This window comes from Xanthomonas sp. DAR33341 (genome assembly GCF_003992815.1).
GTDB lineage: Bacteria > Pseudomonadota > Gammaproteobacteria > Xanthomonadales > Xanthomonadaceae > Xanthomonas > Xanthomonas cissicola.
Window position 1 is genome coordinate 139,811 of the sequence record NZ_QEYV01000017.1, and the last position, 22,091, is coordinate 161,901.

Genomic DNA, 22,091 nt, shown 5'->3' on the forward strand with positions numbered 1-22,091 from the left:
ATGCGCATCGGCAGCGACCGAAGCCAGGACGAGCCGCATATCGACCTGGTGCCATTGATTGACGTCATCCTCGTCCTCATCATCTTTTTCGTGGTGACCACGACCTTCGACGCACGCTCCACGCTGCAATTGCAGCTGCCGACCGCCAGCGACCAACACAGCAGCACACCGCCACGTTCGCTGAGCGTGCTGGTCAATGCCGATGGGCGTTATTTCATCAACGATCAGGAAGTGCTGCGTTCGGACGTGGACTCGCTCAAGCAGACCATCGCCCAGATCGCCGGCGATGACCGCGAACAGACCGTGCTGATGCGCGCCGATGCGCGGACCCCGTATCAGGCCGTGGTGACCGCGCAGGATGCGCTGGGCCAGCTCGGCTTCCGGCGTATCGCTATCGCCACCGCGCCTCCGGTCAGCGCCACCGGTACGACCGGCAAGACAAGCACCAACGGAACCCGCCAGTGACCATCTCCATCGACCGCCCGGCGCCAGTGTCTTCCTGGCGCACGTACCGTCGCCTGCTGGCGTTTGCCAAGCCGTATCGTTTGTTGCTGGTGGCCGCGCTGATCGCTGCGTTGATCGAAGCGGCCGGTACCACCGGTTTTCTGGCGTTGATGAAGCCAATCACCGACGAGACCTTCATCTACAAGAACGCCGAGGTCAGTCGCTGGCTGCCGGTGCAGATCATCCTGCTGTTCGTGGTGCGCGGCGTGGCCGGCTACATCACCGATATGGCGATGGGCAAATCCGCACGCAGCATCGCGCGCGATCTGCGCATCAAGGTGATGGCCAAGTATCTGCGCCTGCCAGGGTCACGCTTCGATTCGGAGCCGGTGCCGTCGATGTTGATACGCCTGGGCTCGGATTCGGACCAGGTTGCGCAGGCCGCAGTGGATGCGGTCAAGGTCATGATCCAGCAATCGCTGCAGGTGATCGGTGCGCTGGCGCTGATGCTGTGGCATAGCTGGCAGGTGACATTGACCATCCTGGTGCTGGCCCCGGTGCTGGCCTGGGTGATGGACAAGGTGGCGCGGCGCTACCGGCGTATCAGCCACAGCATTCAGGAAAGCGGTGCGCAGCTGCTGCAGGCCGCCGACCAGACCTTGTCCAGCCATCAGGAGGTCAAGATCTACGGGGCTCAGCAGACCGAAATGGAGCGCTATGGCGCGCTGGCCAATCGCAACCTGCGCCTGGCGATGAAGGTCGAAGCCACCCGCGGCATTTCCACTGCCACCGTGCAGATGATCGGCGCGATCGGCTTGTCGGCATTGCTGTTCGTGGCCGGTGCGCAGGCCTTGGCCGGGCGACTGACGGCCGGCGATTTCGTCGTGCTGATGACCTCGATGCTGACGATCATTCCTGGCCTCAAGCAGCTGACCAATGTGCAGAACATGGTGCAGCGCGGCCTGGCATCGGCCGAGCGTCTGTTTTCGGTGCTCGACAGCCCGGACGAGCCGGATCAAGGTACCGTGCCGCTGACACGTGCCAAGGGCTTGATCGAATTTCGCGATGTCACGGCGCGCTACCCCGGCCAGGTCAATCCGGCGCTGGCAGATGTCAGCTTCGTTGCGCAACCGGGCACCGTCACCGCCATCGTCGGGCGTTCCGGGAGCGGCAAATCCAGTCTGATCAAGTTGATTCCGCGTTTTTACGAAGCCGAGGCCGGGCAGATCCTGCTCGACGGGCATCCGGTGCAGGCGTATGCGTTGGCGGATCTGCGTCGGCAAATTGCGCTGGTCGGCCAGCAGGTGATGCTGTTCGACGGCAGCATCGCCGATAACGTGGCGTTCGGCGAAATGCGCAACGCCGATGCCGGCCAGTTGGAGCGCGCGATTCTGGGCGCCAATGCAATGGAGTTTGTCGCGCAGCTGCCCGAAGGTCTGCAGTCGCATGTCGGCACCAAGGGTGGGCGCCTGTCCGGCGGCCAGCGCCAGCGTCTGGCGATCGCACGCGCCATGCTCAAGGACGCGCCGGTCCTGATTCTGGACGAGGCCACCGCAGCGCTGGACAACGAGTCCGAACGACTTGTGCAAGATGCGTTGCACAAGCTGATGCCTGACCGCACCACGCTGGTCATCGCGCATCGTCTATCCACCATCGAGCATGCCGATCAGGTGCTGGTGATGGACCAGGGCCGGATCGTCGAGCGTGGTACGCATCACCAATTGCTGGCGCAGGGCGGCTTGTATTCGCACCTGCACGGCATGCAATTCCGCGAACGCCAGGCATGAGCAAGCGCGGCACCCGCACCCCGGGTTACTGGTACGACAACACGCCGATTCCGCTGCCGGCGCGCATCCTGGCACCGGTCTACGGCGCTGCGATCGCGTTGCGACGGGCGCTGTATCGCCGCGGCTGGCGCAGGCGCCACGGTGTGCCGGTGCCGGTGATCGTGGTCGGCAATGTCACCGCCGGCGGCACCGGCAAGACGCCGCTGACGATTGCCTTGGTCGCGAAGCTGCAGGAAGCCGGCTGGACCCCTGGCGTCGCCAGCCGTGGCTACGGCCGCGATGACGCCGGTACCGCCCGCTGGGTCGAAGCGGACACGCCGGTGGCGCTCGGCGGCGACGAGCCGGTGTTGATCGCCTGGAAGACCGGTGCGCGCGTGCGCGTCGACAGCGACCGGCTCGCTGCTGCGCGGGCGCTGGTCGAGGCGGGCTGCGACATCGTGATCTGCGACGATGGCCTGCAGCATTACCGTCTGGCCCGCGATGTCGAAATCGAAGTGGTCGATGGCCAGCGGCGCTACGGCAACGGACGCCTGTTGCCTGCTGGGCCGCTACGCGAACCGGCCGCGCGGGCGCAGGATTGCGATTTTCGCGTGGTCAATCTCGGCCAGGCCAGTGCAACTGCCGCACCGCAGGCGCCGGATGATGCCGGTTTCGGCGAATGGCAGATGCGTTTGAGCATCGACAGCGTGCAGCCAATGGACGGCAAGCGTGCGCAGCCCTTGAGCATGCTTGCCGGACAGCGCGTGCATGCCGTGGCGGGCATCGCGCATCCGGAACGTTTCTTCGCCATGCTGCGCGCGCGCGGCATTGGCGTGGTGCCGCACGCGTTTGCGGATCATCACGTCTATCGCGCCGCGGATTTCAGCTTCGGAAGCCGCCTGCCGGTGCTGATGACAGAAAAGGACGCGGTGAAATGCCGTCCGTTCGCCAACGAGTGGCTGTACAGCGTGCCACTGAAGGCGGAACTGCCGGCCGCGTTCTGGGTGAGCCTGCTGGACCGATTGAACAAATTGGCGAGCCGGCAGGGCGTGTGAGCAAGTCAGCTTGCAGTTGGACGGTTGCTGGCCAAGCATCCCGAGCCAGGCGTTGAGTGCGCTCTTGCGGCTGCGATGTGTCATCCATGCTGGATGAAATCTCGCACCACTCGGGTAAAGGTCTACCCGAAAATATTGGTGCGCATCGCTGCGATCAGGGCGCGCGGCGCGGTTTGATGTCGTGCAGCGCAGCGCCAACTGAATACCGCCACTTCGCTCAATCACACATCGGCATCAAGCGATTCGGTTCTCTCGTTTCCCCCACTTCCTACTGCATCCAGAGCGCGCACGTATGACACCCACCACGCCTGCCGATTTCGTTGTCGCCATTCCCGCCCGTTACGCTTCCACGCGGCTGCCGGGTAAACCGCTGCAACTGATCGGCGATCGACCGATGATCCAGCACGTGGCCGAGCGTGCATTGCTGGCGGGTGCGCGCGAGGTGTGGGTGGCCACCGACGACGCGCGTATCGTAGCGGCGATCGAGCATCTGCCCGGAGTGCATGTGGCGATGACCGGCACCGCGCATCTTTCCGGCACCGACCGCCTTGCCGAATGCGCGCGCATTGCCGGATGGGACGACCAGGCCTGCGTGGTCAATCTGCAAGGCGACGAGCCGTTTGCGCCGGCTGCGGGCATCCGCGCTGTTGCAGATCTGCTGCAGCGCTCCGGTGCCCAGATGGCCACGCTGGCCGCGACGGTGGACAACGCGCACGACCTGTTCGATCCCAACGTGGTGAAGCTGGTGCGCACGGCCGGCGGCGACGCGCTGTATTTCAGCCGTGCGCCGATTCCCTGGCACCGCGACAGCTTCGCCAGCCAGCACGATAGCGTGCCTGCAGAAGGTCAGTGGCTGCGTCACATCGGCATCTACGCCTATCGCGCAGGCTTCCTGCAACGCTTCGCAGCCATGCCGCCCGGCATGCTGGAGCGCACCGAGTCGCTGGAACAATTGCGCGTGATGGAAGCCGGCTATCGCATCGCCGTGGCGGTGACGCCTGAGCCGTTTCCGCCAGGCATCGATACCGCGGACGATCTCGTTCGCGCGCAGATGCGGGTGGCTTCTGCATGAAGGTGCTGATCGTCTGCCTGGGCAATATCTGCCGGTCACCGATGGGCGAGGGTGCCTTGCGTGCGCAACTGGACAAGGCACGGCTGTCGCGGCGCATCGAGGTCGATTCGGCCGGGACCGGCGATTGGCATGCCGGCGATCCGCCGGACCCGCGCGCGATCCGCTGCGCGGGCGGTCACGGCGTGGATATTTCGGGTCTTCGCGCGCGCCAGGTGAAGCACTCGGATGTCGAGCATTTCGATTGGCTGCTATGCGCAGACGGCAGCAATCTGCGCGATCTGCAGCGGCTGGCCCCGGCGGCGCAGCGCGACAAGCTCGCCTTGTGGCTGCCCTGGGCCGGCATCGACGCGCGCGATGAAATCCCCGACCCGTATACCGGCAGCATGGATGACTTCGAGCAGGTATGGCAGCTGGTCGACACTGCCGCGCGCCTCACCGTTGCCAGACTCACCCGCGGCTAATCGCGCTTGGGCATAATCACCGCATGAACGCCCAGCTCACCCAGGAACTGCCGGAATTTCCCACCTGGCTCAATGCCAGGCCCTCCACCTTGCAGGAGCATCGCGGGCGTGCCCTGGTGCTGGCGTTCGTCAACGCCAGCTCGGTGTGGTGCGCAGAACGCCTGGCCGAGCTTGCCCACTGGCAGGCGCGCAGCCCTGGCCGGCTCCAGGTGATCGTGGTGCAGGTGCCGCGTTTCGACAGTGAACGCCTGCCGCAACGCTCGCTTAAACAACTGCGCGGACACGGCGTGAGTGCGCCGATCCTGCTCGACAAGGACTGGGAAACCTGGCGTCGCTTCGGTATCGAATCCTGGCCCACGCTGGTGCTGCTGGATGCCTACGGCCGCGAGCGGCAGCGCCTGGTGGGCGTCACCGGCGATCTGGACAAGGCCCTGACTGCCCTGTGCGAAGGCCAGCCGCCGCCGTCTGACGCCGACCTGCACGGCGTGGCCGAGCGCGAGCCCGAGCCGCATCTGGCGTTGCGCTTTCCTACTGGTTTGGCGGCGACCGAAGACCGGTTGTATGTCGCCGATACCGGCCACCACCGCGTGCTCGAGTGCACGCACAGCGGGCGCGTGCTGCGCCAGTTCGGGCATGGCAATGCTGATCTCATCGACGGCGGTGTCGGCGAGGCGGCATTTCGGCGTCCGCAAGGTTTGGCGTTGGAACGTGATCAGCTGTATGTCGCCGATACCGGCAACCATGCGCTGCGTCGTATCAACCTGCGCAGCGGGCAGGTGGATACCTTGTGCGGCACCGGTCGTTCCGGCGAGCCGGTCGAAGGCCCGCTGGCGTCGCCCGGTGGCTCTGCGCTGAACTACCCGCAAGGTCTGGCCATCGCCGACAACCAGGTGTTGATCGCCATGGCCGGCGATAACCGGATCTGGAGTTATCACCTGGGCCGCGCCGCGCTGACCGCGCGCGCAGGCACCGGTGCCCTTGAAATTCGCGACGGCAGCGGCCATCTCGCTGCTTTCGCACAGCCGGCCGGCTTGGCGTCGGTGCAGCAGGTGGCCTATGTCTGCGACGGACTGGGCTCGTCGATCCGCACCATGCAACTGCGCGGCGATCTGGTGCAGACCTTGGTGGGCGGGCAGGGCACCTGGCAATTTGGAGATCAGGACGGCCCACGCAGCACGGCGCGTCTGCAGTTCCCACAGGCCATTGCATTGGCGGCCGATTCGCCGCTGCTGTGGATCGCCGACACCGGTAATGGCCGCCTGCGCTGCCTACGCCTGGGCGGCGGCGAATTGACCACGGTCGCGCTGCCGCGTCGTCTGCATGGCCCTGCCGGTCTGGCGGTCGCCGCCGGTGCGGTCTGGATCGCAGAAACCGATGCACATGTCATCTTGCGGTACGACCTTGCAAGCGGCGCACTGAGTGATGTTTCGATAGACGAATGAGCGTCAGACCCCAAAACGATTTCGATGGAAAAGCGTTTGCTGCGCAACTGAGCACCGCGCCTGGCGTCTATCGCATGTATGCGGGCGACGACACCTTGTTGTACGTCGGCAAGGCGGGCGCGCTGCGCAAGCGCGTGGGAAGCTATTTCAACGGGACGCCGAAGAACGCCCGGTTGACCTCGATGCTGTCGCAGGTCGCGCGCATGGACGTCACCGTCACCCGCAGCGAAGCCGAAGCGCTACTGCTGGAAAACCAGCTGATCAAATCGTTGTCGCCGCGCTACAACGTTTCGTTGCGCGACGACAAAAGCTACCCATACGTGTTGCTGACGCGCGAACAATGGCCCCGTATTGCCTTGCATCGCGGTCCGCGTGCGGTGCAAGGGCGTTATTTCGGCCCTTACACGGGCGTCACCGGTGTACGCGAAACGCTGAGCCTGATGCATAAGCTCTTCAAGCTGCGCAGTTGCGAGGACAGCGTGTTCCGCAACCGTTCGCGGCCATGCCTGCAGTATCAGATCGGGCGTTGCAGTGGTCCGTGCGTGGATTTGGTGGCGGCTCCGGATTACGCCGAATCGGTACGCCGCGCCACCATGTTTCTCGAAGGCAAGAGCGATCAGCTCGGCGAAGAGATCATGCACTCGATGCAGCAGGCCAGCGAGGCGCTGGAATTCGAGCGCGCCGCGCGTTTGCGCGATTTGCTCTCGTCGCTGCGCAGCATGCAGAACCGTCAATACGTCGACGGCCGTGCAGCGGATCTGGACGTGCTGGCCTGCGCCACGCAATCCAGCCAGGCGTGCGTCCTGTTGCTGAGTTTTCGCGATGGCCGCAATCTCGGCACGCGCTCGTTCTTTCCCAAGACCAACGGGGAAGATAGTGCCGACGAAATTCTTGGCGCGTTCGTATCGCAGTACTACGCCGAGCACTCTCCCCCGCGCGAAATCCTGCTCGACCGCGAGATTCCGGAAGCCGAGCTGATCGAAGCCGCGCTCAGTACGGCCGCCGAGCACAAGGTGGCGCTGAAGTGGAACGTGCGCGGCGAGCGTGCCGGCTATCTGCTGCTGGCCACGCGCAATGCGCAGCTGACCCTTGTCACCGAGCTCACCAGTCAGAGCGCGCAGCATGCACGCAGCGAAGCCTTGCGCGAGCTGCTTGGACTTGCCGAGCCGGTCAAGCGCGTGGAGTGTTTCGACATCAGTCACACCATGGGCGAAGCGACCGTCGCCTCGTGCGTGGTATTCGACGCCAGCGGCCCGGTGCGTGGCCAGTACCGGCGCTTCAATATTTCCGGCATCACGCCGGGCGACGACTACGCAGCCATGCGGCAGGCGATCGAGCGCCGCTTCCGTCGCGCCGTGGAAGAGAACGGCGTGCTCCCCGACGTGCTGCTGATCGACGGTGGCGCCGGCCAGCTGGCGCAGGCACAGGCCGCGCTGGCCGATCTTGGAGTCGAGAACGTGTTGCTGGCCGGCGTGGCCAAGGGCGAAGAGCGCCGGGCAGGGCACGAAGCGTTGATCATGGCCGACGGGCGCGAGCTACGGCCGGGCGCGGCGTCGCCTGCGCTGCAATTCATCCAGCAAGTGCGTGACGAAGCGCACCGCTTTGCGATCACCGGCCACCGCGGGCGCCGCCAGAAGGCGCGCATGACCAGCAAGCTCGAGGATATCCCCGGCATCGGCCCTCGGCGCCGCGCGAGCCTGCTCAAGCATTTCGGAGGACTGGTCGGGCTCAAGGCCGCTGGCGAGGCCGAGATTGCACGGGTGGAGGGGGTCAATGCCGCACTTGCCGCGCGAATCTACGCTAACCTGCACGGGCTGGCGCTTCCCGATGCGGCAGGCGAGGCAAGTCCGCAATGAAGTTGACCATCCCCACGTGGCTGACACTGCTGAGGATCGTGATGATCCCGGTGTTGGTCGTGGTGTTCTACCTGCCCTACACGTGGACGAACTTCGCGTCCGCTGGCGTGTTTGCGCTGGCCGCCATCACCGACTGGCTGGATGGCTGGGTCGCGCGGCGTTATCACCAATATTCCGCATTCGGCGCATTTCTGGACCCGGTCGCCGACAAGTTGATGGTCGCGGTGGCGCTGTTCCTGATTGTGCAGGGCCATCCCACGCCGTGGATGGCGTTCTGGGCGGCAGTCATCGTCGGACGCGAGATTGCCGTCTCTGCACTCCGCGAATGGATGGCCGAGATCGGCCAGCGCGCCAAGGTGCGCGTGGCGGCCATCGGCAAGATCAAAACCACCGCACAAATGGTGGCGTTGCTGTGCCTGTTGTATTCGGTCACTCCAGGGCAGATGCCTACGCATGAAATCTGGCTGGGCAACCTGATTTTTCGTGCGGGCTACTGGACGCTGGCCATTGCGGCCTTGCTGACGCTGTGGTCAGGGTTTCAGTATCTGCAGGCCGCGTGGCCAAGCCTGCGCGCCGACGAGAAAGCAGCGATCAGCAACAAGCCGAAAAAAATCGAAAGCAACAGTTGACAGCTATCCCGTTCACTGTAGAATTTCGCCTCCCAAGCGGGAATAGCTCAGTTGGTAGAGCGCAACCTTGCCAAGGTTGAGGTCGCGAGTTCGAGTCTCGTTTCCCGCTCCAGATGTAGACAGGATCCCGCGTCAGGGGTCTCGTTGTTTCAAGGCAGGATGCCTTGGGTTTGATGTTTCGGCCTGGTGGTAGAGTGGTTATGCAGCGGACTGCAAATCCGCGTACGCCGGTTCAATTCCGGCCCAGGCCTCCACATCGCATGCGGTATTCCTGCCATTGATAACGACGACAGGGCTAGCGCAACGAAGTAATACGCTGTACAATTTTGCTCCACGCGGGAATAGCTCAGTTGGTAGAGCGCAACCTTGCCAAGGTTGAGGTCGCGAGTTCGAGTCTCGTTTCCCGCTCCAAATTCAAGGTGCCGTTCAATGCATCTTCAAAAAAGGACCTTCGGGTCCTTTTTTGTTTGCTGGTGGCAGGCGCTAGGACGGATGGTGTGGCTATTGCGCGATTCGCGGATCAGCGAGCGCGTCATGCGTGTCGCAGCAACTGTGCTGAGTGCATCAGGGAAGGAGACATCCGTGCAGACGCCTCCTGGCGGGATGACGATGCGGTCCAACGGCAGGCCGCCTGCAGTGTTTTGGTTTTGGGCTCATGCCGTCGTGCTCAGTCGCCGTCTTGATTGCGGGGCCGGGTCGTCGAGGTGTCGCTAGCCGGCGGTCTGCCTGCATGGCAGATCGACCTGATGGCTGTGTGCAGTGGAGGCTAGCTGGAATCGCAATGGTTCGGTTGTAGCTATAACGCTAGCATTGCGTTCAATACCTCTTTGCACTTGGGTGCAGGAACGGGCGGTATCGCGCGATTACCGTAGTGTGGGACACGTCCGATCTACAGCAACTGCATCAACGGTCGTTGATGCGTGTGCAAGAGCCAGCAAGTCTCGTCCACTGGCGCCGATGCACGTTTACGCGTGCCATCAGCTCGGCACTGGGATCAGGTGCTTGAGGAACGCACCTGCGTGGCTCTCTATGCCGCGACCTGCATACGATTTTTTGGCTGCCCTTCGAAACGATGGGTGCACTGTCTTTGCTGCGCCGTGCGGCTATGTGTGGCATCGCTGATGGCGCTAACAGTGGTCAAGCGTGACGCACGAAGAACATGCGACGGTCGTGACGAATGGTGGGAGCTGAATGGGTGGGGCGCTAGACCCTGCGTCCAGGAGTAATCTTGTTATCACATCGGCAATCGCTCGACCGAGATCTCAAGCCAATCGAGATAAGTTTTGCGCAAAGCGGCCTCGCACGATGGCGCGGTCTGCGTCATACATGCTTGCTTATTATGATTGAGTTTTACCAGACATCATTAATAACAATACGTCGGCCATCCGTACCCCTCGGAAGACAGATCTTCTTCTGATTGCCAGTCGAGCAGAAATGTGACGAACACACAACCATCTATGCTCAGATCTACGCGATGGCCATAAAAATCCGGTGCGAAGCAATCTGATTGATGGCGCAAAGGATTTTCCTGGAAATCGATAAGAAATAAGAAGCACCGGTGGAGTGCGCTTGCGCGACGTTTTTTGTCATTGACGTGCTATCAATGGCGCCGCTCGACACGTGCGATACCCGCCACCGAATCCTTTTGAAGATGCGATTACCATGATCGATACATCGATGGCATTGCCCGCGCCACTCGATAAAGTGAAGTTTTCCAATAGAAAATAAGGGAATGACCTCTCGATGGTGCCAGATCTCGTTCTGGGAGGGTAACTGTGCCTCAATCAAATGGGCAGGCTGGAATATAAAAAAGTAGCGCCCATCATCTCCCCTATCACTTGGGCAACAGTATTCGGTCGCCGCATTCTTCATGCGGAGCGTCACGGGACGAACTGTACCTATCATCAAGGACTATGCAATGCAAACGACCGATCGGTCTGTCTTTCCGCTGAGCAGTCCTCAGAGAGAGATCTGGTTGGAACAACTGATGCTCGGGCAGTCGGTTTCTTCCAACATCGGTGGCTATATCGAGATCGATGGCGATATCGATGTCGGATGCTTGCAGCATGCGGCACAAACATTAGTCGATCAATGCGAAGTCCTGCGGATGTGCATAACGGAAGACGTGGACGAGGAGGGAATCCCGCTGCAGTGCTTCGCTGAGACGATGCATCTGCCCGTGCCATTCGCCGATATTACGTCTGTGCAGGACCGTCAGGGATGGCTGGAGCAATGGATCCAGGAGCACATGGAGACGCCGTTTCAGTTCGACGGCACGCCGCTGATGCGCCTTTCGTTGTGCCGCTTCGATGCTGGCAAGTGGTATCTGATGGTGAGCCTGCACCACATCCTGATGGATGGCTGGTCCTTGTTCCTGACGATAGAAACTCTGGGCCGCCTCTACAGCGAAATGCGTGAGGGCCGTCCGGCGACAGTGGACGTCAGATCCTACCGTGACTTCATCGAGAGCGATCGTTCCTACCAGCACTCCGCGCAGTACGAGACCGATCGTCAATACTGGCTGGCAAAGTATTCCGTGCTTCCAGAGCCCCTGTTCTCCACTGCCCCGGGGGCAATGTCCACTGCGGAGGTGTCGGGTGTCAGCGTCAACTTTGTTCATAAATTTCCTGCCGATCTGCTGGATCGACTGACACGGCTAGCCACCGATCACGGCGTATCCCAGTTTCAGATCCTCCTTGTCCTTCTCTATGCCTACTTCTCTCGCACGCAACAGCGTGAAGAGTTGGTCGTCGGCGTGCCGATCCTCAATCGTGCCGGTCACCAGTTCAAGAATTCGATTGGACTGTGCGCACAGATAAATCCGGTGCGCATGCGCTTCGACCCTGCGATGCCTTTCATTGATGCGGTGCGACTAGTGTCGCGAGAATTGCGCAAGGACTACCGTCATCAGCGCTTTCCTGTCAGCGAGATGGGGCGTGCCTGTGGATTGTGGAAGAGTGGTGCGACGCGCTTTTTCGAGATGGTGTTTTCCTTCGAGCAAACCGGACACGTGTATCGCTTCGGAGTCGCGCGAGGAGTTTTTGTCAAGGCATCCAATAATCGCGAATGCAATCCGTTGTCGTTGTACGTCAGGCGCAACGCCAATGACGATATTGCTTGGCTCCATGCGATCTACAACAAGGGCTATTTTGCTGTCGACCAGGTAGCACAAATGACGCAGCGTCTGGTCCAGCTCATGCTGCAGGTGGTGGCGCACCCGAGCCGTCCTTTGAACCAGATCGAACTATGTACCGCCGATGAGCTGGCATGCCTGGATACCTGGAGTCGCGGCAGGAAAACGCAGAGCCTGCGATGTTCGAGGCGCAGGTGCAGCGGACACCGGATGCGGTAGCAGTGGCCTTTGGTGACTTGCGCCTGACCTATGCCCAGCTCAATGCAAGGTCGAATCAGCTTGCGCATCACTTGATTGCACTTGGGATTGGGCCGGACCAGCGCATCGCCTTGTGCATGGAGCGCTGCCCCGAATTGGTGGTGGCGTTGCTTGCGGTCCTGAAGGCAGGCAGTGCCTATGTTCCGCTGGATCCGCGTTATCCGTCCGAGCGGCTGGCCTACATGCTGTCCGACAGCACACCGCGTGCGCTCATCGTCCATTCGGCAACGCGCGATCTGTTGGAGGACACAAACGCCATCCTGATCGATGTGGATACGCCTGAGTGGCTGCATCGGCCCACCGATACTCCGCTGGTCGCAGGGTTTGCGCCGTGCCATCTGGCGTATGTGATCTATACCTCCGGCTCCAGCGGTCGTCCGAAGGGGGTGATGGTTCCCCACGACGCCCTGAGCAACTACCTGCATTGGGCGATCGACCACTATCACCCCCGGCAAGGCGCAGTGGTGTCGTCGTCGCTTTCGTTCGATGCAACCGTCACCAGTCTCTACCTGCCTTTGCTATGTGGCGGTACCACCGAACTGCTTCCTGAGCGGGACGAGATCGAGGCCTTGTTGAAGCGAGTCTGCGCCGATCAGCCACTGTGCTTGGTCAAGATCACGCCGGCCCACCTGGATGTCTTGACGCAGCAGCTGGCTGCTTGTGGCGGTACTCCGTCGCTGTCGTTGTTTGTAGTCGGTGGCGAGGCCTTGCACGCATCGACGGTCAAGCGATTGCGTCAGCTTGCACCTCATGCGCGCGTGGTCAATGAGTATGGGCCGACCGAAACGGTGGTCGGATGCGTGGCGTATGAAATCCCACTGGATTGGGACGCAGGCACATTAGCCACCATTCCGATCGGGCGGCCGATCGACAATATGCGTGTCTATCTGCTGGATGCGAATAGGCAGACGGTTCCTGCTGGTGTGGCCGGAGAACTGTGCATAGCTGGCAGCCAGGTCACGCGTGGCTATCTCAATCGTCCAGAGTTGACCGAGCAACGCTTCGTGGTCGATCCATTCGGCACTGGGCCGGAGCAACGAATGTATTGCAGCGGCGACCTGGCGCGCTGGATGCCCGACGGAACGCTCGAGTACCTCGGGCGTAACGATGACCAGATCAAATTGCGCGGTTTTCGGATCGAGCCTGCGGAGGTGAGCTCCAGGATCCTGGACAATCCGTTGGTGGCCGATGCGGCGGTGGTGATTCACACTGCCGCATCGGGAGAAAAATGTCTTGTGGCGTACTACGTGAGCGACGCGCTCGAGGTGACTGCCGAGCGTCTGCGCGAGCAGCTGCAGCAGCGGCTTCCCGATTACATGGTGCCTGCGGTTTACATCCGCATGGACCTATTGCCGATGACACCCAATGGCAAGTTGGATCGTCATGCCTTGCCTGCGCCCGATGCACAGGCGTATGCCCAGCAGGGGTATGTGTCGCCTGAGGGGTCGACCGAACAGTTGCTTGCCGTTCTATGGAGCGATGTCCTGAAGATCGAGCAAGTCGGTCGATACGATCACTTCTTCGAGCTTGGCGGGCACTCCCTTCTAATCGTCGCGTTATTGGAGCGGATGCGACAGCATGGCCTTGAAGCCAATGTAAAGTCCCTGCTTGCTCGACCCACCGTGATGGGGATGGCGGCGGCGGTTGGCGCCAGTCGCGACCAGGAGATTCCCGAGCCGCGCATTCCAGAAGGGTGCGACCGCATCACGCCGGATCTGCTTCCGCTGGTGGAGCTGTCACAGCAAGCAATCGATACCATCGTCAGCACGGTGCCCGGTGGTGCGCGCAACGTGCAGGACATCTATCCGGCGGCACCACTGCAGGAAGGCATTGCCTACCATCATTTGACAGCGACTCAGGGCGATCCCTATCTGCAATATGCGCTGTTCGTTTTTTCGGATCGGGCTCGCCTGGATGCATTCGCAGCCGCGCTCCAGTGCGTGGTCGCACGTCACGACATTCTGCGCACTGCGTTGATCTGGGAGCAGTTGGATGCGCCGCTCCAGGTGGTCTGGCGGCAGGCGACCGTGCCGATGATCGAGGTTGCGGTGGGTCCTGCTGAGGAGGATGTCCTACAACTGCTGCGTGCCCACCTGGATCCGGCGCGTCAGCAACTCGATCTGCGGCAAGCTCCCTTGCTGCGTCTGTGCTATGCCTACGATGGCGTCGGCCAACGTTGGGTGGGCGGGCTACTGTTCCACCATTTGGTCGGAGACGCTGCGTCCCTGACAGGGTTGCTGGAAGAGATCGACAGCCATCTGCGCGGAGACGGCGCACGATTGCCGCCGCCGTTCCGGTATCGCACCTACACCATGCATGCCCGCCGCGATCAGCACGCAGAGGAACACGCGCGCTTTTTCAAGGAAATGCTCGGCGATGTGTGCGAGCCGACCATTGCATTCGGGTTGCAGGATCAAGGTGTGGTTGACCAGCAAGTGCGCAAGGCAGTCATCCAGATCAACGCCTCGATTGCGCAGCGGTTGCAAGTACATGCGAGGCGATTGGGGGTTAGCGTTGCCACGTTGTGTCACGTCGCCTGGGCGCAGGTGCTTTCCGCAGCGTCGGGGCAGCAGGACGTGGTCTTCGGCACCGTCATGCTGGGGAGAACGCAGGGAAAGGAGATCGAACGTGCCATCGGAATGTTCATCAACACGTTGCCGATCCGGGTTCGCTTGGGTCGGGCCAGCGTGCGTGCCGTCATCAAGCAGACGCATGCCTGGCTGAGTGAGCTGTTGGCGCATGAACACGCTTCGCTGTCGCTGGCGCAGCGTTGTAGCCGCATGTACACACAGCGCGTGTTGTTCAATGCATTGTTCAACTATCGCCGGCTGAGTCGGGCCAATCTCAATGGCACCGTGCTGCAGGCGTGGCCGGGGATTGATGTTCTGGGGGGAGAAGAACGTAGCACCTATCCGATGAGCCTCTCCATGGATGATCTTGGCGATGGTTTCCAACTGACGGCGCAGGCCTCGGCAGACGGCGTGCCCGCCAGAATGTGTGCCTACATGCAAACCGCATTGCAGCAGCTGGCCGACGCGCTCGAGCATGAGCGGGAGACGCCGATCAACCAGCTGTGCGTGCTGCCGCCAGCAGAGCGCCAGCGTTTGCTGGGCTTCAACCTGCAGCATCGCGTGCCGGAGCGGATGGACACCGTGCACGGGCTGTTCGAGCGGCAGGTCGCGGCGACACCTGAGGCGGTGGCGCTGGAGTGCGACGGCCAGCGCCTGCAGTACCGCGAGCTCGATACGCGGGCCAGCCAGCTGGCGCATCGGTTGCTGCAACTGGGCATCGGGCCGGACGAGCGGGTGGCGATCTGCGTGCAGCGCAGTGCGGAGCTGATCATCGGCCTGCTGGCCATTCTCAAGGCGGGCGCAGCCTATGTGCCCCTGGACCCGACCTATCCGGCCGAGCGGCTGGCGTATCTGCTGCACGACAGCGCCCCGCGCGCGGTGCTGGTGCATGCGCCCACCCGCTCGGCGCTGGGCGCTGCGGCGCTGCCATTGATCGACATCGACAATGCCGCCGCAGGCGAGCTGCCGTGCACCAATCCGCAGGTTCCCGGCCTGACCGCCGCGCATCTGGCGTATGTGATCTACACCTCCGGTTCCAGCGGCCAGCCCAAGGGGGTGATGGTCGAGCATCGGCAGCTGGCGCAACTGGTGGCCTGGCACACGGCGGCCTTCGGGGTGGGCGAGGGGACGCGCAGTTCCAGCCTGGCCGGTCTGAGCTTCGATGCGGCGGCCTGGGAGATCTGGCCAAGCCTGTGCAGCGGTGGCGTGCTGGTGATGCCCAGCGCCGCGCACAGTGCGGATGTGGCATCCCTGCTGCAGTGGTGGCGTGCGCAGGAGCTGGATGTGAGCTTCCTGCCCACGCCGATCGCCGAGCATGCGTTTGCCGCCGGCATGACGCCCCAGCGTCTGCGGTGTCTGTTGGTCGGTGGCGATCGTCTGCGGCAGGTGCCCGAGGGCCTGCCGTTTAGCGTGTACAACAATTACGGTCCGACCGAGACGACGGTGGTGGCCAGCAGCGGCGTGGTGCCCCCTGGGGTGCCTAACCCGTCCATCGGTCGACCGCTGCCGTACCTGCGCGCGTATGTGCTCGATGCCCAGGGGCAGCTTGCGCCGTTGGGTGTGGTGGGCGAGCTGTATCTGGGCGGTGCAGGGGTGGCCCGCGGGTATCTGGGGCGTGAGGCACTGACGGCCGAGCGCTTCGGCGGCGACCCGTTTTATCCGGGCGCGCGGATGTACCGCACCGGCGATCTGTGTCGCTGGCTGGACGATGGCCGGCTGGACTATGTCGGCCGCAACGATGCGCAGGTCAAGATCCGTGGCCGACGCATCGAGCTGGGCGAAATCCAAGCGCATCTGCTGGCCCATCCACAGGTGCGCGAAGCGGTGGTGCTGGCCCGCGAGGACGTGGCGGGCGAGCGGCGGCTGGTGGGGTATGTGATCGCCACCGCCGAGGCGCCGACAGCGGCCGAGCTACAGCGGCATTTGCGCGTGCACTTGCCGGAGTACCTGGTGCCCGAGGCTTTTGTGCCAGTGGACGCGTGGCCGCTGACGGCCAACGGCAAGCTGGATCGGCACGCATTGCCTGCGCCCGATGCCGCGCAACGCAACCTGCAGACGTATGAGCCGCCGGCCAATGCGCTGGAGCAGCAGCTGGCCGAAATCTGGCAGGCGGTGCTGGGGGTGGAGCGGGTCGGGCGCCACGATAATTTCTTCCAGCTCGGCGGGCACTCCCTGCTGGCGGTGACATTGGTGGAACGGCTGCGCCAGCAGGGTCTTGGCATGGATGTGCGGGCACTGCTGGGACAGCCCACCTTGGCGGCAACGGCCGCAGCGCTTGGCCGCAGCCAGGAACTGGAGGTGCCGCCGAACCTGATACCGGCCGGCTGCGCACGCATTACCCCGGAGCTGCTGACACTGGTGGAGTTGTCGCAGGCCACGATCGATCGCATCGTGGCCACAGTGCCGGGTGGGGCGGCAAACGTGCAGGACATCTATCCACTGGCACCGCTGCAAGAGGGGGTGTTGTATCACCATCTGATGGCGCGCCAGGGCGACCCCTATCTGCTGCAGGCACAGTTGGCCTTCGACGACAAACCGTGCCTGGACGCGTTCGTCGCACTCCTGCAGCGCGCGGTCGATCGACACGACATCCTGCGTACCAGTGTGGCCTGGGAGGACTTGGCTGCGCCGGTGCAGATCGTCTGGCGACAGGCACGTGTAGTTTGCGATCCGGTGCAGTTGAACCCGGACGATGGAGATGTGCTGGAGCAACTGCAGGCGCGATTCGATCCATGCCAGTACCGTCTCGCTCTCACCCATGCACCCTTGCTGCAATTGCATTACGCGCAGGATCCGCACAATGGCAGGCTGGTGGCGTTACTGCTGTTCCATCACATCGTGCTGGATCACAGCGCACTGGCGGTGATTCGCGAGGAAATGCAGCACCTGTCCGCAGTCGGTGACGCCGGCCTGCCAACGCCCACGCCCTACCGTACGTATGTGACCCAGGCGCTGCGGGGCAAGACCCAGGAGGAGCACGAAACCTTCTTCAGGCAATGCCTGGGAGACATCGATACGCCAACGCTGGCTTTCGACACAGAAGATACGCCCGGCCATCTGCAACCGCTTCAGCAGTCCGACGTACTGCTCGATCCCATGCTCGCCAGTCGGCTTCGCCGGCAGGCGCGAGATCTGCATCTGAGCGTCGCAAGCCTCCATCACCTGGCCTGGGCGATGGTGCTGGGATCGGGCGTGGGTCGCGATGATGTCGTCTTCGGCAGCGTCTTGCTCGGGCGCATGCAGGGCGGCCCCGCTGCCGATCGCGCCTTGGGCATGTTCATCAATAGCCTGCCGATCCGGATCAGACTCGATGCGCCTGCCGCGGCCGCCGCGCGGCGCACGCACGATGCCTTGACGGCGCTGATGGCACACGAACATGCATCGCTGGCATTGGCGCAGCGCTGCTGCAGCATTCCCGCTTCGACGCCGCTGTTCAACGCATTGCTCAATTATCGGCATAGTCCGCCGCTACCGGCAGACGCGGCGACATCCGCTGCCTGGCATGGCGTGCATGCACTTGGCAGCAGCGAGCGCACCAATTATCCGCTGCTGCTGAGCGTGGATGATCTTGGAGACCAATTCGCGCTGAGCGTGCAAACCCGTGCGGACATCGGTGCCGAACGCATGTGCGCTTTCATGCAACGCGCACTTGCGCAGTTGGTCGATGCGCTCGAGCAGTGCTCGGACCTGCCGGTCGGTCAGCTGTGCGTGCTGCCTGCCGACGAACTCGGACAGCTGCTGGACACCTTCAACGCCACCGATCGCGACTATCCACATGCACAGACCGTGCATGCGCTGTTCGAGCAGCAGGCGGCACTGACGCCGGAGGCGCCAGCCGTGATCGATGGAGCGCATCGGTGCAGTTATGCAGCGCTCAACCGCAAGGCCAATCAGCTTGCGCATTACCTGATCGGCCTGGGAGTAGGGGCGGGCCAGTACGTGGGCATTCGCCTTCCACGTTCGCTGGAGTTGGTGGTCGCGCAATTGGCCATCAACAAATGTGCCGCAGCGTATCTGCCGCTGGATGTGCAGTCGCCAGACCAACGTTTGCAGCAGATTCTCGATGAAAGCGCAGCGCGCTGGGTCGTCAGTCGTAGCGACCAGCCGCTTCCCGATGGTGCTGCACGATTGGACATGGATCTGCTCGACTTGAGCGCATCGCCCACGCACGATCCGCAGTTGTCCCAGTCAAGCGCGTCGGACGCCTATGTGATGTACACCTCCGGCTCGACCGGTGTTCCTAAAGGCGTGCGGATCGCGCATCGGGGCATCAATCGGCTGGTGTGCAACAACGGCTATGCCAAGTTCCAGCCCGGCGATCGGGTGGCCTTCGCTGCCAATCCGGCCTTCGACGCCAGTACCCTGGAAGTGTGGGCGCCGCTACTCACCGGCGGCTGCGTAGTGGTGATTGCGCAGGACATCGTGCTGTCGCCAGACCGGCTGCGGGAGTGTTTGCAGAACCAGGCCGTCAACGTGCTGTGGCTGACGGCCGGGCTGTTCCATCACCACGCAGCCGTGTTGCTTCCGGCCATTGCGCAGCTGCGTTATCTGATCGTGGGCGGTGACGTCCTCGACCCGGCAGTGGTAGCGCGGGTGTTGGCCGAAGGGGCGCCGCAGAGGTTGCTCAACGGATACGGGCCGACCGAGACCACGACCTTCGCAACCATCCACTGCATCACCGAAGTCTCCGGCCCCATTCCGATTGGCCGTCCCATCGGCAATACCCGTGTCTATGTGCTGGATGCGCATGGCACGCCGCTGCCGATCGGCGTGGCGGGCGAGTTGTACATCGGCGGCGATGGTGTGGCGCTGGGATATCTGCATCAACCGACGCTGACCGCCGAGCGGTTTATTGCCGACCGCTTCAGCGGCAAGGCGGATGCGCGCCTGTATCGCAGTGGCGATCTGGTGCGCTGGCGGGCGGACGGTGTGCTCGAATACCTGGGCCGCACCGATGGGCAGGTCAAAGTGCGCGGTTTCCGTGTTGAATTGGGAGAAATCGCGTCCGCGCTCCAGACGCATCCGGCGGTTGCGATTGCGGCGGTTGTGCAGCGTGAAGATGTGCGGGGGTCGAAACAGCTGGTGGCTTACTACCAGACAGACGTGGCAGCGAACCTCGCTCACGATGCACAGGCGTTACGCATGCATCTGTTGACCCGCGTACCGGATTACATGCTGCCGTCTGCGTATGTACAGATGGAGCAATTGCCACTGACCGCCAACGGCAAGCTGGATCGGCATGCCTTGCCGCTGCCGGCACGCAATGATCATGCTGGCCACGACGACACGCCGCCACAAGGCGAGCTGGAAACATTGCTCCATACGCTGTGGTCGCAGTTACTTCGCATCGATCGCATCGGGCGGCACGACGATTTCCTCGCACTGGGCGGTCATTCGCTGCTGCTGGTACGCCTCAATGGCCTGCTGAAGCGGGCAGGGACGGCGGTGCCGTTATCTGTGCTGAGTGCGCATACCAGTCTGGCGGCGATGGCGACAGCGATCGAGCGGTGGCGGGAGACCTCAACGCCACCGGGCGTGGTCACCGTGCGGATGGGCGGCGACAAGCGCCCGCTGTTTTTGGTACATGACTTCAGCGGTCTGGATCTGTATTTTGCGCCCCTGGGCGAGCACCTTGCTCCGGATGTGCCGGTCTATGGGCTGTCCGCTGTTGCGTTGGGCGCGCCCCAGCCACGTACCGTGCAGGAACTTGCGGCGCGTCTGTTACGTCATCTGCGCGCGGTGCAGCCGCACGGACCTTACCGGGTTGCCGGCTGGTCATTCGGCGGGCTGTTGGCGTACGAGATTGCCACCCAATTGCTCGCTGTAGATGAGCTGGTCGAGTTCGTTGGTTTGATCGATACCTATCATCCCTCGCAACTCGATCTCGGTCCAGCCTACATCGATCCTGCGCACGCGCCGCAGCGCCTCCTGCTGCAGCACTGCCTGGCCGCGCTGCCGGATGATGAGCAACGTGCCTCTGCCCAGGCCAACCTGCAGGCACTCGCGGCGCAGGTTGGCCAGTGGGAAGACACGGCATTGATCAGACTGTGCCGCTCGCGCGGCTGGTTGCCGTCCGCGTGGGCCGACCAGGACGACGCCAGCCTGCCGCAATCGCTGGCGCGCGAGTTCGCACACGGCTATGCACAGCGACACTACCTGCCGATGGCCATCCATATGCCGGTCCATCTGTTCGCTGCGGCGCAGGCCCTGGCGCCCCGGTCGGCCAGCGATGCAGCGCTGGCATGGCAAGCGTTGCTTGGCGCAGACATGCTGACCTGCATCACCGTGCCAGGGGATCACCACACGATGCTGCAAACGCCGCATGTCGCTGCGTTGGGTGCGGCGATCAGCCAGCAGCTGGAAGCCAGTCAGCAATCGCTGCCTCGTGGTCCGCAACTCCACGTGCCCTTGACCCGTATCCAGACCGGAGCCCTGCAGCAGCCAGTGGTGGTGTGCGTGCCGGGAGCGGCGGAGAACGTTGCCGGATTCGTCGATCTTGCCGCTGCACTGGGCGATGCCTGGTCGGTCTACGGTCTGCAGCCACGCGGATTGCAGCGTGACCAGCTCCCGCACGGCACTGTCGAGTCCGCCGCAACGGCCTATGTTGCATGGATGCTCAAGGAGCTTCCCGGCCATCCGATCCATCTGCTCGGTCATTCGTTTGGCGGATGGGTGGCCTTCGATCTGGCCCGCCAGCTGGCTGCACATGGGCGCACCGTCGCATCGCTGACGCTGCTCGACGCCGAAGCGCCTGGCGGTGATGGTGCAGTTGGCAAGCCTTACACCGCCACCGCCGTGCTTGAACGCCTGATCGAGTCGCTGCAGCTCTCCAGAGGGACGCGTCTGGGGATTGATCCCCTCCTGTTCCCGACGCTGGACCACGCGCAGCAATTGGAGCTGGTTCGGGCAGGCATGGTGCGTGCGGGACTGTTACCGCATCGTGCGCCGCCCGATGCCATCCATGGCGTGGTGCAGGTCTTTGGGACCGCACTTCGCACGGTCTACCGCCCTGCTTTCCGCTACCCGGGCAGCCTGCGCCTGGTGCTGGCCGACCATCCGTTGCTGGATGCGGCGGACAACCGTACCCAGCACGAGAAGCAGGCTGCAGGATGGCGGGCGCTGGCAAGCGAATTGCGCATCTGGCATGCGAGCGGCGATCACTTCAGCATGTTGCGCGCTCCGCATGTGCATCAGCTTGCGCGCTGGTGGAGTCAATCGGTTCGTTCAAACGGGTCCGACGAACGGCGCATGGAGTCCTCGGCCTAGCGCGCCTCGCAGCGAACTCCGATGGCAATGTGACTGCCCTGTTGCGTGGAGCGCGCCACGCGCAGGGTTGGGCAAGCGCGGTGCTCGCCAGCGCATTCTGGAGGCTGGCGGAACAGCGTTATCGCGTGGACAGGCCACG

10 protein-coding genes and 3 tRNA genes are annotated in these 22,091 nt (G+C 63.0%); all 13 read left to right on the forward strand.

Annotated features, from left to right (window positions below; genetic code table 11):
• The 13 genes from EO156_RS05670 to EO156_RS05735 all read left to right on the forward strand — a co-directional run bounded on the left by EO156_RS05670 (nt 1) and on the right by EO156_RS05735 (nt 21,952).
• Entirely contained in the window at nt 1–465 is a 465-nt protein-coding gene (locus tag EO156_RS05670; RefSeq protein WP_016849489.1) for a biopolymer transporter ExbD, read from the forward strand.
• Nucleotides 462–2,231: a lipid A export permease/ATP-binding protein MsbA gene (gene msbA / locus EO156_RS05675; RefSeq protein WP_033482805.1), complete on the forward strand. Its 1,770-nt coding sequence runs from the start codon at nt 462–464 to the stop codon at nt 2,229–2,231. Before EO156_RS05670 ends, msbA begins: the two co-directional genes overlap by 4 nt.
• Nucleotides 2,228–3,265, forward strand: a complete 1,038-nt coding sequence (gene lpxK, locus EO156_RS05680; protein WP_029829026.1) for a tetraacyldisaccharide 4'-kinase — start codon at nt 2,228–2,230, stop codon at nt 3,263–3,265. Before msbA ends, lpxK begins: the two co-directional genes overlap by 4 nt.
• Before the next feature lie 292 nt (nt 3,266–3,557).
• A complete protein-coding gene (gene kdsB, locus EO156_RS05690) occupies nt 3,558–4,337 on the forward strand; it encodes a 3-deoxy-manno-octulosonate cytidylyltransferase (protein WP_029829025.1) in 780 nt (259 codons plus the stop codon).
• The gene (locus EO156_RS05695) at nt 4,334–4,798 is read left to right on the forward strand and encodes a low molecular weight protein-tyrosine-phosphatase (RefSeq protein ID WP_011051326.1); all 465 of its coding nucleotides are present in this window, start codon (nt 4,334–4,336) and stop codon (nt 4,796–4,798) included. The genes kdsB and EO156_RS05695 overlap by 4 nt, the downstream gene beginning before the upstream one ends.
• 23 nt (nt 4,799–4,821) lie before the next feature.
• Nucleotides 4,822–6,240: a hypothetical protein gene (locus EO156_RS05700; protein ID WP_016848682.1), complete on the forward strand. Its 1,419-nt coding sequence runs from the start codon at nt 4,822–4,824 to the stop codon at nt 6,238–6,240.
• On the forward strand, nt 6,237–8,096 hold the full coding sequence (uvrC, locus tag EO156_RS05705; RefSeq protein WP_016848683.1) for an excinuclease ABC subunit UvrC: 1,860 nt from the start codon (nt 6,237–6,239) through the stop codon (nt 8,094–8,096). The genes EO156_RS05700 and uvrC overlap by 4 nt, the downstream gene beginning before the upstream one ends.
• On the forward strand, nt 8,093–8,725 hold the full coding sequence (pgsA, locus tag EO156_RS05710; RefSeq protein ID WP_005916703.1) for a CDP-diacylglycerol--glycerol-3-phosphate 3-phosphatidyltransferase: 633 nt from the start codon (nt 8,093–8,095) through the stop codon (nt 8,723–8,725). Before uvrC ends, pgsA begins: the two co-directional genes overlap by 4 nt.
• Before the next feature lie 36 nt (nt 8,726–8,761).
• Nucleotides 8,762–8,837 (forward strand) — tRNA-Gly (locus EO156_RS05715).
• A gap of 68 nt (nt 8,838–8,905) precedes the next feature.
• Nucleotides 8,906–8,979: transfer RNA gene (locus tag EO156_RS05720), tRNA-Cys, on the forward strand.
• A gap of 81 nt (nt 8,980–9,060) precedes the next feature.
• Nucleotides 9,061–9,136, forward strand: a tRNA-Gly gene (locus EO156_RS05725).
• A 1,507-nt stretch (nt 9,137–10,643) separates the two neighbouring features.
• Nucleotides 10,644–12,077: a condensation domain-containing protein gene (locus EO156_RS05730; RefSeq protein WP_029829021.1), complete on the forward strand. Its 1,434-nt coding sequence runs from the start codon at nt 10,644–10,646 to the stop codon at nt 12,075–12,077.
• Nucleotides 11,993–21,952 (forward strand): non-ribosomal peptide synthetase, encoded by a 9,960-nt coding sequence (locus EO156_RS05735; RefSeq protein WP_080671027.1) that lies wholly within the window; start codon nt 11,993–11,995, stop codon nt 21,950–21,952. The genes EO156_RS05730 and EO156_RS05735 overlap by 85 nt, the downstream gene beginning before the upstream one ends.
• Nucleotides 21,953–22,091 lie beyond the last annotated feature (139 nt).

Bases quoted from the DNA above. Each gene is read 5' to 3' on its own strand.
- EO156_RS05670 (WP_016849489.1), top strand. From the start codon at position 1: ATGCGCATCGGCAGCGACCGAAGCCAGGACGAGCCGCATATCGACCTG.
- kdsB (WP_029829025.1), top strand. From the start codon at position 3,558: ATGACACCCACCACGCCTGCCGATTTCGTTGTCGCCATTCCCGCCCGT.
- pgsA (WP_005916703.1), top strand. From the start codon at position 8,093: ATGAAGTTGACCATCCCCACGTGGCTGACACTGCTGAGGATCGTGATG.
- EO156_RS05730 (WP_029829021.1), top strand. From the start codon at position 10,644: ATGCAAACGACCGATCGGTCTGTCTTTCCGCTGAGCAGTCCTCAGAGA.
- EO156_RS05735 (WP_080671027.1), top strand. From the start codon at position 11,993: ATGCCTGGATACCTGGAGTCGCGGCAGGAAAACGCAGAGCCTGCGATG.
- lpxK (WP_029829026.1), top strand. From the start codon at position 2,228: ATGAGCAAGCGCGGCACCCGCACCCCGGGTTACTGGTACGACAACACG.
- EO156_RS05695 (WP_011051326.1), top strand. From the start codon at position 4,334: ATGAAGGTGCTGATCGTCTGCCTGGGCAATATCTGCCGGTCACCGATG.
- uvrC (WP_016848683.1), top strand. From the start codon at position 6,237: ATGAGCGTCAGACCCCAAAACGATTTCGATGGAAAAGCGTTTGCTGCG.
- EO156_RS05700 (WP_016848682.1), top strand. From the start codon at position 4,822: ATGAACGCCCAGCTCACCCAGGAACTGCCGGAATTTCCCACCTGGCTC.